This window comes from Pseudomonas sp. G3-19, from assembly GCF_054855875.1.
In genome coordinates, this window is the sequence record NZ_JBMPIQ010000003.1 from 3,774,970 (window position 1) to 3,790,909 (window position 15,940).

The window sequence follows — 15,940 nt, forward strand, 5'->3', positions numbered from 1 at the left end:
GGGCCTTGAGCGTAAAAGCGCAATGTTTCTGTTCAACGCGGACCTGCGCACGCCACGGTAATTGGGCACAATCGGTCGATACCAAAAAGAGTCCGCGCCATGCTGATCGACGAAGAATTGACCCTGAAAAAACTCGAGGTGTTCCTCGCCTTCATGCGCACCGGCAACCTGGCGCGCGCCGCTGTCGAGTTGCAGACCAGCAATGTCAGCGTGCACCGGGCGATCCATTCGCTGGAAAGCGCCCTGCGCTGCCCGCTGTTCAAGCACGAAGGGCGCAACCTGACGCCACTGGAAAGCGCCTACGTGCTCGAAGAACGCGCGCAGAAGCTGATTCAGGACGTGGTCGAAAGCGTGCGCCTGACCCGCGAGGCCGCCGGTTTCTCCGCTGAACGCTTCAAACTCGGCTCGCTGTATTCGCTGACGGTGAAAACCGTACCGCAACTGATCATGGGCCTGAAGATCCGCCGCAGCGAACTCAACATCGACCTGATCCTCGGCTCGAACATCGACCTGCTCTACAAGCTGAAGAACATGGAAGTCGACGCGATTCTGGTGTCGCTGGACGACACGGTCAGCGACCCGGACTGCGAGCAGATCCCGTTGTTCTCCGATGACATTTTCCTCGCCACGCCGGCAGATTCAAGATTCGCTCAACGCAGTGAAGTCGATCTGGCAGAGGTGCGCGATGAAACCTTCATCACCCTGACCCAAGGCTTCGCCACCCATCAGGACGGCATTCGGGTGTTCAAGCAGGCGGGGTTCGAGCCGAAGGTGGCGATGCAGGTCAACGACATCTTCACCCTGCTGAGCATGGTCAGCTCGGGGGTGGGTTATGCGTTGCTGCCAGGAAGGATTGCGGCGGTGTACGAGAACCGGGTGAAGCTGATTCCGTTGCAGGAGAAGTATCGGTTGCAGCAGCACATTGGTGTGGTGTTTCTCAAGGCCAAGGAGCGCGATCCGAATCTGCTGGCGTTGCTGGCGGAATGTCGGATGTATGCCAATCGCCAGACTTGAGACCGAGTCGCGCCCTTCGCGAGCAAGCCCGCTCCCACAGGGGAACGCATCCCAAATGTGGGAGCGGGCTTGCTCGCGAAAGCGTCAGCCCAGACAACTCAAATTCCGTATCTAGCCAACAATACCGCGAACAATGAAGAACAACAGCGATGGCCCCAGCAAACAGCCAAGCCCAGTATGGAACGTAGCGGTCAACGCCCCATAAGGCACCAACCGCCGATCCGTCGCCGCCAGGCCCGCGGTCACCCCGCTCACCGTCCCGGCCAGACCACCAAACACCATCGCCGAACGCGGGTTATCCAGGCCCATCCAGCGCGCCGCGACCGGCGTGCCGACCATCACCAGAATCGCCTTGATCAACCCGGTAGCAATCGACAGCGCCATCACATCCGAGGTCGCGCCAATCGCCGCACCAGTCACCGGTCCGACGATGTAGGTCACCGCGCCCGCGCCGATGGTGGTCATGCTTACCGCATCGCGATAGCCGAAGGCCCAAGCCATACACGCGCCGACAATGAACGGCAGGATCGTACCGAGCAGCAGCGCGATCACGCCAATCAACCCGGCCTTCTTCGCCTCGGTCGCCTGCACTTCGAACGCCGTGGCGACAATCGCGAAATCCCGCAGCATCGCACCGCCCATCAGGCCGATGCCGGAGAACAGCGTCAGATCCGCCAGGCCTTTCTGGCCACCGGTCATGGTGCCGCCGACCCAGGCCAGCACCAGACCGATGACGATGGCAATCGCCGAGCCGTGAATGCGCCCGAAGGTCAGGCGTTTCGAGAGAATCACCGAGACCCACATGATCACGCCGACGAAGGCGAAGGCAGTGACCAGACCGTTGTGTTCCAGACCGTTTTCAATGAGTGCCCACATGTCAGCGACCTCCTACCGGGGTGCCGACCGGAGTGACTTCCACCGGTTCGTCGGGCAACGGTTCGCCTTTATGGGTGCGGCTGATCAAGGCAATCGTGCAACCACACACCACCACCGAACCGATTGCCGCCAGCACCGCCACCGGGCCACCGTGCAGGGCGGTGACGACGTTCTGTTGCGCGGCCATCGCCACCACCACCGGAATGTACATTGCGCCCCAGAAGCCGACGCCCATTTCGCAATCCTTGGTCATGCCGCCGCGTTTCTGCATCCACAACCGCGCGCAGATCAACAGGATCATGGCGATGCCGACCCCGCCGACGTTGGATTTGACACCCAGCAACACGCCAAGCATGTCACCCATGATCACCCCTGCCAGCGTACAGATCGCCAGCAGCGCCACACCGTAAATAATCATTGTTGTAGTCCTCAAAGTGCATCGTCGAATGTTGTTTTTGTTGTTCGAAGCCTGAGTCGCGGCAGTTTATGGTCGGCGGCCACCCTCCTCTCGCAACAGCGCCTGCAAGGTGTCCAGACGCGCACTGTCAAAGGCAGTGACCGTGCCCGATTCAAACACCCGGCGCGCCAGCCCGGTCAGCACCGCACCGGGCGGCAGTTCGATTTGTAAACGTACGCCGCGCTCGTAAGCGCTTTGCACGGTGCCGCGCCAGTCCACCACGCGGCACATGTTGAAGGCGAGGTCGTCGCGCAAGGCATCAGGCTTGATCAGCGGACGCGCGCGGCTGCCACTCAGGTAAGCGATTTTCGGGGGCTTCAGTGCAACCTTGGCGAAGGCTTCGGCGAGGGTTTGCGCCGGCGCTTCCAGCAACGGACAGTGTGACGGCACGCTCACCGCCAGGCGTTTCGCCAGACCGGCGCCACGACTGCGCGCCAGTTCCGCCACCGCTTGCATCGCCTTGTCGCTGCCGGCAATCACCACCTGGTTATCGGCATTGATGTTGGCCAGATACACCGGCGACTCCGCGCTGTGCACCTGCGCCAGCAGCGTTTCGACGGTGGATAATTGCAGGCCGATGATTGCGGTCATGCCAAAGCCTTGTGGATAAGCCTGCTGCATCAACTCGCCACGCAGGCTGACCAGATTTAACGCATCGCTGAAGCTCAATGCCCCGGCGACCACCGCTGCCGGGTAGGCACCGATGGACAGACCGGCGACGTAATCCGCTTCCAATTCGTCCTGTAGCAACTGCCGCGAGGCAGCGACCCCGGCGATCAACAGGCACAGCTGAACCGCCCGGGTGCTGCGCAACGCGTCGGCAGAATCGAGCAGCGCGACATCTTCACCGAGCACGTCGCTGGCCTCGGTCAAGGTTTCCCGAGGCAAACGCAGGAGCATGCCCGGTTGCTGCGCGCCCTGGCCGGGGAACACCAACAGGCTGCTCACGCTGCCTGCTCCTGCGGGTTCCACGGATCAGTGACCAGACAGGCTTGATGGGCGTTTTTCAGCAGCACCCGTGCAGACCCGCCGGCCCATTCGCGCAACGCGACTGCACCGAACGGCGTCTGCAATTGCATGTCGACCCGGCACACGGCTTGATCAAAAACCGCGACCAGTTTGCGTGCCTGATTACGCGTGATCAGTTGCGGTGTCCGCAGAATCAGATCGAGGTCACTGGCCGCGTGCATCGCGGTAAAACCACTGGCCAACTCAAACCCGACACTGCCGCTGACACCCCAGACCCAACCGCAGTCATCGAGCATTGGCCGCAGTTGTTTGAGGGCCTGCATCACTGGCAGATCGCGCTCGCAATCGACATGACTAAGCGCTTCGGGGCTGACCCGACAGGCAATCGAATCGAGCGCCATAAACGCCGCCAGCCGCTGCTCACGCAACACACCGCGAATGCCCACCGCGACCCAAGCTTCAGCGCTCACCGCTCGCCGCACGACCACCGGTTGCCCGGCAGCCAGCGATTCGACTGCCCACTGTGGCGCATCCGCCGGCAGCTGCGCCGGGGTCATGCCCCACAGCAGATCGTGGGCCAGTGGCAGGTTCACCACTGCGCCCTCAGCAATTCACGCACGCGGCTGGACGCTTCACGATTTTTCGCGCCGAGACGCTTGCGCAAGTCAGTGCTGGAGATATCGACGATGGCCTGTTTCAGGCATTCGGTCACCCGCGCCAGATCCTCCGCCGTCGGCTGCTCGATCTGCTGCACCGAGAGGGTTTCCCAGAGCAATCCGAGGCTGGCGTAGCTGTCGATGTCATAGGCCATCGGCGGCACGCTGGCAGCCAGTGCTTCCAGTTCCTCGACACTGCGCAGCGTCACTCGCGCCGCCGAGGCCTTGCCCATCGCATGCACCATCACCCCGGGATCGCGCAGGGCAATCAAACGGTTGGCCTGATAACCATGAGCAAGAAACGCCCCGGACATGGCCTTGCCCACCAGCAGCGCAATCACCGGATGCCCGGCCAGACGGGCGCGGGCATAACTGTCCGCCGCACCGGCCAGGGCCTGATGAATGCCGAGGGCTTCTTCGCGACGACCGTAAGCCTGGCTCGGGACGTCGACGATGGCGATGATCGGGCGCTTCTGCGCTTCGTCGCGATCTGCCGTGATCACGTCATCCACAGCCTTGGCCAGACCCCAGCCTTCGAGCAAGCCAACTTCACCGTTGCGAGCCCGTGGGAAACGGTTGTCCGGGTCAGCGACCACCGCGATAAACCGCCCAAGTTCGCCGTCGGCGACCTTCAACGATGGCGGCAAACCTTCGACCGCTTTCGCACCAGCACTCAGGGCGTTGAACCAGTTCAAACCGCGCACGGAATAACCACTCATGAGCGCTCTCCTTGATACAGATCGCGAACCACCGAAGGCTCGATTTGCTTGGCGGTGTCCAAACGGTTCAGGTGTTGCAGAAACCAATCGGCGCGCTGACTGCGCGGCTTAGCGGGCAAACCCTGCTGCAGCAATACACCAACCTGCTGACGAATCTTCGCCACATCATCGGCGACATAACGATCCACCAGACCACTGGCAAACCGCTGCTCACCACCGGTCAGGCTCCAGATGAAGGGCCGGTCGCGGGAGTCGTATTCTTCGATCCCGGCTTCCTGCTCGATCACTTGGGGGCCGTTGAGGCCGAGGCGCGCTTCCTGGGTCACCAGCAAATAACTGCACAGCGCAGCGGCAATCGACATGCCGCCGAAACAACCGACGCTGCCCGCGACCACACCGACCACCGGTTGGTACTGCTGCAAATCGACAATCGCCGCATGAATATCGGCAATCGCCGCCAGCCCGAGGTTGGCTTCCTGCAAACGCACGCCACCGGTTTCCAGCAGCAACACAGCGCGAGTCGGGATGCCCTTGCGGTTGTCTTCGGCGGCCAGTTCCAGCGCGCCGGCAATCTTCGCCCCGCCGACTTCGCCGAGGCTGCCGCCCTGGAACGCGCCTTCGATGGCGGCGATCACCACCGGCAAACCGTCGACGCTGCCCTTGGCGATCACCACGCCGTCATCGGCTTGCGGCACCACGCCCTGGCGTTCGAGCCACGGCGACATGACCCGTTGAAACGGGTCGAGCAATTCACGGAAGGTCCCGGCATCGAGCAAGGCTTTCGCCCGTTGCCGCGCACCGAGTTCGACGAAGCTGTGTTTGTTGAGCAACGCTGCGCTGTCAGTCATGGCCGAGCTCCTCGAAACCTTGTTCCAGACGCAAACGCACCACCCCCGGCGTGGCGCCGAAATCGTGAATATCGATGGCCATCGCCGGTGGCGTGGTGCCGTCGAACATCCGCGCAAACAGATGCTGCCAGCGCTGCTGCGCACCGTTGACCGAGGTCTGCACATTGATCGTCAGCTTGCCGGCCAGCCCCGGTTCGATCAGCACTTCCAGATCGCCCGAGCCGACACAACCGACCAGCGCGCGCCCGCGCGGCGGCTGCCCGGCGGGGAATTCAAAGGATAAGGTTTCCATCAAAACGCTCCCTGAAGGATGCCGTCGCGCTCGATTAGATCGAGCAGCAGCGTGGCGGCGAGCAAGTCGGCGGCGCCACCGGGCGAGGCATTCAATGCGATGAGTTGTTGATCCAGTTCGTGCAGGCGCCGACGCCCGCCGAGGCTGGCGCTACCGCCAGCGTCGAGCACCGCTTGCGCGCCTTGTTGCATGGCGTGCAGGCCTTGTTCACCGGCGCGGTAGAGCACGCAGGTGTCGGCCAGATCGGTCATGATCGCCAGCAGCGCATCGAGCCGGGCGTTCTGTTCGCCATGGCCGTTGGCGCGGCTGCGCTTGAGTTGCGGCAGGCCGCGTTGCAGCACAGACGGAAAGCCGAGTTGCGCTTCTTCCCGAGCGCCGCGTGCGCCGTAACGCAGGGCGACTTGTGCGCCGTGGCTCAGCGGTTTTGGTGCGTAGCGGTCATCGAGTAATGCCAGACGTGCGGCGCGCAAGGTGACAGCGTTGGCGCTGGAGGATTTCGGTTCGAGTGCAGCGGCGGTCACCAGTAACCCCAGTGCCCAAATGGCGCCGCGATGGGTATTCACACCGTTGGTGGTCGCGAGCATGGCTTGCTCGCCTTCGCGACCGATGCGGCCAATCGCTTCGCGCAACGTTGAATCGACTGCGCCGATTTCAACTGCTGCTTCAGCCATTTCCTTGAACGCCGGCCACAACGACAATGCCGAAGCGTGCATCAGGCCCAAGTGCAGATCGCTGTGCGCGCCATTGCCACGCCGGTCGACCAGCGCCGGCTTCGGCGACAGATCGGCTTCGTCGATCAGCGCATCCACCGCCAGATCGGCCAGGCGTTCGCTCAGGCTCAGGGGTTTCGCTTGCAGGTTGAGTGCGTGCATCACCAGCTCCTGAATTTGGCGGGCGGGTTGTAGAGGCCGCCGGACCACTCGACCAGATCGGCAACGCTCTTCGCCGCGAGCAATTCGCGGGTGGCGTCGGTGCGACGGATGCCGAGGTCTTCGGGCAAGGCGATCAGGCCTTCGCGGCGCATGCGTTCGGTGTCTTTCGGGTTGTGCCGCAGGCCGATGGCGGTAACGCCGGCCACCGCTGCGATCATCGCCTGACGCTCTTCCAGCGAGCGCGCCTTGTACAGGTAGGCGATGCCCTCTTCGGTGAGCAAGTGAGTGACGTCGTCGCCGTAGATCATGATCGGCGCCAGCGGCATGCCGCTTTTCTTCGCCACCTCCACCGCGTCGAGGGTTTCGACGAAGGTCGGTTTGCCGCCCTCCTGGAAGGTCTCGACCATTTGCACCACGAGTTTCTTACCGCGTTCGAGCATCGGTTGCTGTGAATCGTCGTGGCGCATGTCGAGCCACGCCGGGGTGCCGTGACGCCGACCGCGCGGGTCGTGGCCCATGTTCGGTGCACCGCCGAAACCGGCGAGACGACCACGGGTCACGGTCGAGGAATGCCCGTCGCCATCGACCTGCAACGTCGCGCCGATAAACAGATCCACCGCGTACTGCCCGGCGAGTTGGCAGAACATCCGGTTGGAACGCAGCGAGCCGTCGCGCCCGGTGAAGAACACGTCCGGGCGCGCGGCGATGTAGTTTTCCATGCCCAGTTCAGTGCCGAAGCAATGCACGCTCTCGACCCAACCGCTCTCGATCGCTGGGATCAGCGTCGGGTGCGGGTTGAGCGTCCAGTTGCGGCAGATCTTGCCCTTGAGGCCGAGGGATTCGCCGTAGGTCGGCAGGATCAACTCAATGGCAGCGGTGTTGAAACCGATGCCGTGGTTGAGCGACTGCACGTTGTGTTTTTCGTAGATCCCGCGAATCGCCATCATCGCCATCAACACGTGCACCGGTTTGATGTGCCGTGGGTCGCGGGTGAACAGCGGTTCGATATAGAACGGTTTGTCGGCCACCACCACGAAATCCACCCACGAGGCCGGGATGTCGACGCGCGGCAGTTCGCTGACGTCATCCACCAACTGGTTGACCTGAACGATGACGATGCCATCGCTGAACGCGGCCGGTTCGATCAGTGCCGGGGTGTCTTCGGTGCTGGGGCCGGTGTAGATATTGCCGGCGCGGTCGGCCATGAACCCGGCCGAGAGCACGACGTTGGGGATCAGGTCCACCACCAGCCGGGCGTAGAGTTCGATGTAGGTGTGAATCGCGCCGATTTCCAGCAGGCCGTCTTCGAGCAACTGGCTGATGCGCAGGCTCTGGGTGCCAGCGAAGGAGAAATCGAGCTTGCGGGCGATGCCGCGTTCGAACAGATCAAGGTGCTCGGAGCGACCAACGCTGGGCATGATCATGTGCAGATCATGCAGCTTGGCCGGATCGGCTTTGGCCAGCGAACGGGAAAGGAAATCCGCCTGCTTCTGGTTGTTGCCCTCCAGCACCACACGGTCGCCGGGATGGATCAACGCTTCGAGTGCGGCGACGATCTTGTCGCTTGGCAGTACCACACCGTCGGCCAGCCCGCGCACCTTGTCGAGACGCCGCTGCTTCTCGTCACGCCGCCGCGTCCAGCGCGAGTCGGGGGAAATTGTTGTTGTCATGCTCACTCCACGGGGTTCGCTGTCGTGGAGCTACGTTAGGCGTGTGGGGTGGGGGCATCAATCAAGCGCGGTGGTGAATCATTACGCTCAGGGTAACGATCTAGGGCTGCCCTCACCCTAGCCCTCTCCCGGAGGGAGAGGGGACTGACCGAGGTGTCTGGCGCCATACATCGACCTGCCCCACCGAGTCGATTATGGATTCACAGCGGTACTTTCCGGTTGGCGAAAATTGTGAGCATCCTGCGGTCGGCCCCCTCTCCCTCCGGGAGAGGGCTGGGGTGAGGGTCAGCTTTTTCGCTACTCCGTCGGCACCAACCTATCCAACACCCGATTCACCGCCATCTCCGCCACCATCACCACTTGGGCAATGCCCTGCAGGGTCTTGCGGTGCGTGCCTTGCACCAGCGCCGCATGGTTGTTGAGCATGACCGTGGCCGAGCCGAGGGATTCGCTGGCGTCGGCCAGCAGGGATTCGCTGTCGGCGTCGGGGTTGGCCATATACAGCGTGTTGGGGGTGTAGGGCGTGGCCATGAGGTCGGGTTTTGGCGGGCCGAGGTAATGGTCGAGGGCGCGCTCGGCGGCTTCGTGGAATTTCTTTGATTCGGGGGCTTCGTAGGGGGACGCCGGGTCTGTGACCGGCGGGTTTGGCGTTACTTTGAACATGGACGACTTTCCTCTGTTGAGGCTGCGACCATCCCGCTGCTAAACGATAGGGAGGCAGCTGTGCGCAAGTTAGCAGACCGGTAGTCACCCAAACCCGGCGCACCCGAAGGTGCCATGCGCACAGCCACCATCAAGCGCAGGCATATGCCTGACTGGATGAGACTCGTACGACCGGACAACTAGCCGGGCTGCTAAACCCGATCACTGGGAATCAGTGACGGGATCAAGTTACGCAGCCTGCCGAGGGCGCACAAGCCGGCGGATTCTGGTGCATGCGTAGGCAGCGGCGCAAGGATTTGTAGGCTGCTGACCGTAACCTTGGGTGTCCTTAAACAGCGGGGCTGAAGTGTGTTTATTGCGCTGTAGAGATTGAGGATTTGTCTGTCGGATTGAGGTGTGGCGACTGGCGCCTTCGCGAGCAAGCCCGCTCCCACAGGGGATTTATGGCGTACATAAAATCTGCATCCACTGAAGACCCACTGTGGGAGCGGGCTTGCTCGCGAAGAGGCCAGTCAGGCCACTGAAGATTCCGGATCAGTGGATAAGTCCGGCATCCACCAACAACTGCTCCAACCCCAACAAATCCGGCACCTTCGCCACCTGTTCCCCGACCTGCACCGCCGCCTGCTCCAGCGCACACAACGGCACATCGACATAACTCAACTGACTGTCGAGCTTGTACGAGCGCGGAATCCCCTGCACCAGCAGCGCAATGAATTTCAGCTGCGGCAACCCACCGAGAGCGTTGAGGATGACGATCCGCGCGCGTTCGCCGATGACGATTTTCTGCCCGCAGGCTGACTCGAAACTCAGCAGCGGAATCTGCCGTTCACGCCAGCTCACCCGCCCCAGGTACCACGGCGGTGTGTCGAGGTCGAAGGCGCTGGCCTGATAGTCGATCAGCTCGGCGACGGCGACGTTGGGCAGGATCAGGTTGCGGTCGGCCAGCGGCAGCAGCAGGCCGGTGAGTTGGCTGGTGCGCGCGTTGTGGCGGCGCTCATGCATGTTTCTTGCTCCAGTGGGCAATGCTTTCGAGCAGCACCGATTCCTGATACGGCTTGCCGAGGTAGTCGTTGACGCCGATGGCCATCGCGCGGTCGCGGTGTTTCTGCCCGGTGCGCGAGGTGATCATGATGATCGGCAGGTGTTGCAGGCGCTCGTCATTGCGTACCTGGGTGGCGACTTCGAAGCCGTCCATGCGCGGCATTTCGATGTCGAGCAGCATCAGGTCGGGCATGTGTTCTTCGAGCAGCAACATGGCGTCGACACCGTCCTTGGCGGTCAGCACGTTCATGCCGTGGCGTTCGAGCAAACGGCTGGTGACCTTGCGCACGGTCACCGAGTCATCGACCACCAGCACGAGCAGTGGCTTCTGCGGTTCGCTGTCGATTTCCGTCTGCGCCGGGCGCTGTGCAACCCGCGCCTGCATCGCGCGGATCGGTGCGAGCAAGTCAAGAATCAGCACCACCCGGCCATCGCCGAGAATCGTCGCCCCGGACACGCCCTGCACCGCCGCGAACTGCGGGCCGAGGCTCTTGACCACGATCTCGCGAGTGCCGGCCATCGCATCGACCTGCACCGCGATGTGCCGGTCGTTGCACTGCACCAGCAGCACCGGCAGCGGCAGGCTCTGGCCGAGCAGTTTCGGCCGCGGCGCGGTTTTCAGCAGCTCGCCCAGGTAGCACAACTCATAGCGCTGGCCGGCGTAGTGGTAGCTTGGAGGATCGTTGCGAAAGTGCCCTTCCAGATCATTCGGCAGGACGCGGACGATGCCTTCGATGGTGTTCAGCGGAATCGCGTATTGATCCTCGCCGCATTGCACCATCAGCGCGCGGTTGACCGACACGGTGAACGGCAGACGAATGCGGAAGTGCACGCCCTGCCCCGGCACCGAGTCGATGCTCATGGTGCCGCCGAGCTGACGGACTTCTTCGTGAACCACGTCCATGCCGACGCCGCGCCCGGAAATCTGGGTGATCTTTTCCGCCGTGGAGAACCCCGGCTGCAGGATGAATTGCAGCACGTCGCGGTCGCTGATCTCGGCGTCCGGTGCCAGCAGGCCGCGCTTGATCGCCTTGCGCCGCACCGCTTCCAGCGGCACCCCGGCGCCATCGTCGCGAATATCGAAAACGATGTCGCCGCCCTCGCGGGTCAGGTCGAGGGTGATCGTGCCCTGCGCCGGTTTGCCCGCCGCCAGCCGCACCTCGGCCGACTCCAGGCCATGGTCGACGGCGTTGCGCAGCATGTGCTCCAGCGGCGCGGCCATGCGCTCCAGCACGTTGCGATCCATTTCGCCTTCGGCGTTGCCGATGATGAACGCGACGTCCTTGTTCAGCTCTTCGGCGACCTGCCGCACGATGCGTTTCAGGCGCGGCAGCATGCGTTCGAATGGCACCATGCGCGTGCGCATCAGGCCTTCCTGCAATTCGGTATTGATCCGCCCCTGTTGCTGCAACAGGTTCTCGGCGTCGTGGTTACGGCGGTCGAGGGTTTCCTTGAGATCGAGCAGGTCGGAGGCGGATTCGAACAGCGCCCGCGACAGTTGCTGCAACTGCGAATGACGGTCCATTTCCAGCGGGTCGAATTCTTCGTAACCGAGGCGTTCGGCATCGACTTGCTGACGGCTGAGAATCCGCCCCTGGGTTTCGGTGTCGAGTCGGCGCAACTGATCGCGCATGCGTTCGATGGTGGTTTCCATCTCGTTCAGCGCGGTTTGCGCATCGCTGACTTGCTGCTCGATACGGCCACGGAAAATCGAGGTTTCGCCGGCCAGATTGACCAAGTCATCGAGCAGTTCGGCGGAGACCTTGACCATGTCCGCACCGGCATCAACGGCGGGCGCCGCAGGCTCGGTCTTGGCCGGAATCGGCAACGGCGGCGGTGTGTCCGGAGTCGCCGGGTGGCTGAAATTCTGGATCGCATTGATCAGCCGATCTGCTGGCGGGCACGGCTGTCCGGCACGCACGCCATCGAGCATCTGCGCCAATCGGTCATGCCCGCGCTGCACCAGCGCGAACAGTTCGGCGGACGGTTGCAGCACGCCGGTGGCGAGGCTTTCGTAAAGGTATTCGAGCTCATGGGCGAGGTCGCCGATCGGGCCGATCTCGACCATCCGCGCGCCGCCCTTGAGGGTGTGCAGATCGCGCAGCAGGGTTTCCACTTCCTGCCGATTGCCCGGCTCGGCCTGCCAGCGAAGCAACGCCGCGCCGGAGCTTTCGATGATGTCGAAACCTTCTTCGAGGAAGATTTCCAGCAGCTCCGGATCATGCGCCGCGCTGTCGGGTTCAGCCGTCGGCTGCGCCGTTTCGGCACTGCCGGACTGGCCCTGACGGAAATGGCGGATCGCTTCGATCAGGTCTTGCGCCGGGGTCAGTGGCTGATGGTTGTGCAACTGTTCAAGCAACTGGGCCAAGCGGTCGTGGCTCTTGTGCAGCAAGCGTCCGAGCAGCTCACTGTAGCTGTGGCGACGATCTACCAGACCTTCGTAGAAACTTTCCAGCTCATGGGCCAGATCGCCGATGGCATCGACCTCGGCCATCCGCGCGCCACCCTTGAGCGTGTGCAGATCGCGCTGCAACGACGACAGCGGCGCAGCGTTGTCCGGGTCGCTCAACCAGCGCTGCAGGGCTTGCCCGGCACTGTCGAGAATGTCCACCGCTTCTTCGAGGAAGATCTCGACGATCTCGTCATCCGGCGCGCTTTCGGCGTTGGCGCGGGACAGTTCGGCGGTGGCGGCGCCCAGCTCATGGATGCTCAAGGTGCGGCTGCCGTCGCTGCGAATCAGCCCCATGGCGGTCGGGTCGAGGCTTTCATCGAGCAGTTCGTGCAGGGCGCGAATGCGCTGCGGCTGTGGGGTGATTTCCTGGCCGGCGGCCAGTTCGTCGAGCATGTTGATCAGCGCTTCATGGGCGTTCTGCGCTTCGTGGAAAAACCTGTCGCTGACCGCCAGGCTGCTTTCTTCGACGGCGCCATAGAGGTCGAGCAAGGCTTCGCAGAGCACGTCCACCGGCAGCAGATCGGCGAGGTGTGCGCCTTCGCCCAGAGTAGTGAGTTCGTCCAGTAGCGCGCTGAGTTCCTGACGCTCGCCGGGATGTTGCTGCCAGCGCTGCAACAGGCTTTCGGCGTCGAGCAGGATGTCCATGCCCTGGGCGAGGAAGTTGTTGATCAGTTGCGGATCGCGCTTGATCCGCAGGCCGGTGTTCGGCGCGTTGAGGATCGCCTCCAGGCGTTCGGCCAGCAGCGTTTCGGTGCGTTTGATCAGCGACTGCGCACCGACAATCGGCGCCAGCGGATCGTGCTTGAGCTGGCGCAAACCGACGCGGAACAGACCTTCGGCTTCGAGGAGCAATTCCACTTCATCCAGATCCAGTGGCAACTGATGCGCCTTGAACTCGCGCGCCAGTTTATCCAGCGGCGCCGCCAGTTCGGCAATCGGCAACACGCCGGCCATCGAGGCACTGCCCTTGAGCGTGTGCAAGGCGCGCTGCAATTCGTCGCTGGCCGGCAGCGGCACATGCTCGGCAGCCTGATCGAGGAAGCGGTTGAGGCTGGCGAGGTGGGTTTCGGCCTCGTTGCGGAAAATCTCCAGCAACAGCGGATCGAGGGCCGCCACATCATCGACGTCTTCGGCCGCCAGCGGCTCGACGCCTTTGGCCAGTGCATGCGCGCGGGCCGCCAGTTGATCGACATCGCTGCGCTGACGCTGACGGTGCGTGGCGAATTCGCTGATCAGTTCCGGCAGCAGCAACAGCGTGTCGGTGAGCAACTGCTGCACCTGCGCGCCAGGTTCGACGCTGTGTTCCAGCACGCGGTTGAGCAGGTTTTCCACCGCCCAGGCCAGCTCGCCAAGGATCAACGCACGCACCATGCGCCCGCTGCCCTTCAAGGTGTGAAAAGCGCGGCGCAGTTCGGTCAGGGCGGCGCGGTCATGAGTGTCAGCCGACCAGCGCGGCAGGTATTCGTGCAGGACCTCGAGCACCTCGTCGGTCTCTTCGAGGAACACTTCGCGCAGTTCATCGTCCACCGGTTCTTCATCGGCCGGTGGTGGCATCAGGTTGCCGGGGGTGATCAAGGCCGGCGGGTTGAGCGCCGACACCGGGCTGGCCAGCACGTCGGCCAGCGACTGCACGGTCTCGGGGTCATCCAGTGCCTGCAGGTCCTGCATCACCAGCGCTTCGCTGGGGCTGAGTACATCGTCGAGCACCGGCACGTGCTGCTCATGTGGAAAGAACCCCAGGCTGGCAAGGCTCTTTTGCGCGACATCCAGCAGTTGTTCATTCGGCGCCTGCGGGTCATCGCTCAGGCGTTCGAGGTAATACTCGAGGCTGGTGATGACGTCGGCGAGATGATCCAGTTGCTGCCAGCCCGGCTCGTGCGGATCGAGCAGCAAATGCTCGCGAATGAAGCTATTGCAGGCTTCGACCAGACTCGCCGCCCGGCTCAACGGAATCATCGCCAGCGCACCGCGCACCTGGGTCAGCAGTTCCGGCAACGGTTGCAGTTGCTGGCGATCCCAGTCGGCGTCGATGTAATCGACGATCATGTCCTTGGCCTGTTGCAGGCAGATGCGTGCTTCCTTGATCACGATCTGATGGATCTGCGTCAGGTCGGTGGTCGGCAGGCGCGCGTCTTCGGGGCTTTCCGGCTCGACGGTGCCGACCATCCCGGCGAGGTTGGCTTCGACGTAAAGCAGCGCGCCGGCCACGTCCATCAGGGTCGCGTCATTCGGTTCGCGCTGGCCCTGAGCGAGGCTGAGCACCACCGCCAGTTGATCGATGATGACTTTGCGCGGCTGGCCGAAACCGAGCACCGCGAGGGTGTCGGCGATCTGCCGCAACGGCGCCAGCAGGCTCTCCAGGTCGGAGGTGTGCTGACGGTCGCTGCGCACGAACAGGTCGAGGCGTTCCTTGACCCGCACCAGTTCTTCGCACAGCGCCGCCAGCACCGAGCGCATCGCATCGCGGTCGGGACCGGCCAGACGCGCGCGTTCTTCGTCGACCATCGCGCTGTCGGGCAACGCGTCGTCCAGGGAGTAGCGTTCTTTCATGGTCAGCATCTGCCCGGTGGGATGTTCGGCTTTGGCAATATAGAACAGCAGGCTTTTCAGCAGCTCCGGCGGGGGCGGCTGATTGAGGCCGCGCGGGCCTTGTTCGAGCAGGCGCTTGAGTTCCTTGTCGGCGTCCTTGAACAGGCTGCGCAGCGCCGGGCTGTTGGCGATGGCGCCTTCGCGCATGCCTTCGACCAGCGCGGAAGCGACCTGCCACAGCGGGCTCAGGGGCGCATCGGCGCTGAGCGCTTCGAGGCGCTGGAAAACTTTCGCCAGGTATTCGAGGTGGGTCTGGTCATCCTGCTCGCGCAGCAACCCGACCAGCGCCATTTGCAGCATCTGACGCAACTTGCGCAGCACGTTGGGCCAGTCGGCCGGCTCCAGCGCGGCCAAGGCTTCTGCGCTCAACGGCGACACGTCCGGCAAGGGCGGGCTGAACAGGCTGGTTTCCGAGAGCAGGCTATCGCCGCGCGCACTGCGCAGGTCGTTGATCAGCGGCAGCACCACCAGCGGCAAGTCGCGGCGGGCGCTCTGCACCCGATCGAGGTAGATCGGCAATTGCCCAAGGGCTTGCAGCAGCAGGTGCAGGGCTTCGTCGCGATGGGCGACGCGCCCGTGCTGCAAGGCTTCGACCAGATGCTCCATCTCTTCGGCCAGCAACGCGGCGCCGTAGAACTCGACCATCTGCAAACTGCCGTGCACCTGATGAATATAGGCCAGGCACTCATCCAGCCCCGGCGTGGCGTGCGGGTCATCGAGCACGGTTTCAATCGCCTGATGCGCCTGTTTCAGCGTTTCGGCAATTTCACCCTTGACCCATTCGAGGGCCACGTAGTCGTGCCGGTCACCCATAACCAC

Annotated in this window: 13 protein-coding genes; 1 reads left to right on the forward strand and 12 read right to left on the reverse strand. The window is 63.2% G+C overall.

From position 1 onward, the window contains the following. Positions 1 to 99 precede the first annotated feature (99 nt). On the forward strand, positions 100 to 1,014 hold the full coding sequence (locus tag ACOYXI_RS17355; protein ID WP_134784861.1) for a LysR family transcriptional regulator: 915 nt from the start codon (positions 100 to 102) through the stop codon (positions 1,012 to 1,014). 111 nt (positions 1,015 to 1,125) lie between these two features. Here the strand turns inward: ACOYXI_RS17355 and madM are convergent, their stop codons facing one another. From madM to ACOYXI_RS17415, 12 genes are all read right to left on the reverse strand, one after another. Next, entirely contained in the window at positions 1,126 to 1,890 is a 765-nt protein-coding gene (gene madM / locus ACOYXI_RS17360; RefSeq protein ID WP_134784862.1) for a malonate transporter subunit MadM, read from the reverse strand. A 1-nt stretch (position 1,891) separates the two neighbouring features. Next, positions 1,892 to 2,308 (reverse strand): malonate transporter subunit MadL, encoded by a 417-nt coding sequence (madL, locus tag ACOYXI_RS17365; protein ID WP_003229065.1) that lies wholly within the window; start codon positions 2,306 to 2,308, stop codon positions 1,892 to 1,894. A gap of 66 nt (positions 2,309 to 2,374) precedes the next feature. Beyond that, on the reverse strand, positions 2,375 to 3,295 hold the full coding sequence (gene mdcH / locus ACOYXI_RS17370) for a malonate decarboxylase subunit epsilon (protein WP_134784863.1): 921 nt from the start codon (positions 3,293 to 3,295) through the stop codon (positions 2,375 to 2,377). Then, positions 3,292 to 3,912, reverse strand: coding sequence for a malonate decarboxylase holo-ACP synthase (locus ACOYXI_RS17375; RefSeq protein WP_134784864.1), 621 nt, complete (start codon positions 3,910 to 3,912; stop codon positions 3,292 to 3,294). Before ACOYXI_RS17375 ends, mdcH begins: the two co-directional genes overlap by 4 nt. Then, complete coding sequence (gene mdcE, locus ACOYXI_RS17380; RefSeq protein WP_461675097.1) at positions 3,906 to 4,691, reverse strand: biotin-independent malonate decarboxylase subunit gamma; 786 nt, start codon at positions 4,689 to 4,691, stop codon at positions 3,906 to 3,908. Before mdcE ends, ACOYXI_RS17375 begins: the two co-directional genes overlap by 7 nt. Then, entirely contained in the window at positions 4,688 to 5,539 is an 852-nt protein-coding gene (locus tag ACOYXI_RS17385; protein ID WP_461675098.1) for a biotin-independent malonate decarboxylase subunit beta, read from the reverse strand. Before ACOYXI_RS17385 ends, mdcE begins: the two co-directional genes overlap by 4 nt. After that, the gene (locus tag ACOYXI_RS17390) at positions 5,532 to 5,831 is read right to left on the reverse strand and encodes a malonate decarboxylase subunit delta (protein ID WP_103522464.1); all 300 of its coding nucleotides are present in this window, start codon (positions 5,829 to 5,831) and stop codon (positions 5,532 to 5,534) included. The genes ACOYXI_RS17385 and ACOYXI_RS17390 overlap by 8 nt, the downstream gene beginning before the upstream one ends. Continuing rightward, entirely contained in the window at positions 5,831 to 6,703 is an 873-nt protein-coding gene (locus tag ACOYXI_RS17395) for a triphosphoribosyl-dephospho-CoA synthase (protein ID WP_461675099.1), read from the reverse strand. The genes ACOYXI_RS17390 and ACOYXI_RS17395 overlap by 1 nt, the downstream gene beginning before the upstream one ends. After that, positions 6,703 to 8,373, reverse strand: coding sequence for a malonate decarboxylase subunit alpha (gene mdcA / locus ACOYXI_RS17400; protein WP_095137524.1), 1,671 nt, complete (start codon positions 8,371 to 8,373; stop codon positions 6,703 to 6,705). The genes ACOYXI_RS17395 and mdcA overlap by 1 nt, the downstream gene beginning before the upstream one ends. A gap of 297 nt (positions 8,374 to 8,670) precedes the next feature. Further along, the gene (locus ACOYXI_RS17405) at positions 8,671 to 9,036 is read right to left on the reverse strand and encodes a DUF6124 family protein (protein ID WP_098966059.1); all 366 of its coding nucleotides are present in this window, start codon (positions 9,034 to 9,036) and stop codon (positions 8,671 to 8,673) included. A 534-nt stretch (positions 9,037 to 9,570) separates the two neighbouring features. Then, on the reverse strand, positions 9,571 to 10,041 hold the full coding sequence (locus ACOYXI_RS17410; protein ID WP_003229084.1) for a chemotaxis protein CheW: 471 nt from the start codon (positions 10,039 to 10,041) through the stop codon (positions 9,571 to 9,573). Then, positions 10,034 to 15,934, reverse strand: a complete 5,901-nt coding sequence (locus ACOYXI_RS17415; protein ID WP_461675569.1) for an Hpt domain-containing protein — start codon at positions 15,932 to 15,934, stop codon at positions 10,034 to 10,036. Before ACOYXI_RS17415 ends, ACOYXI_RS17410 begins: the two co-directional genes overlap by 8 nt. Positions 15,935 to 15,940 lie beyond the last annotated feature (6 nt).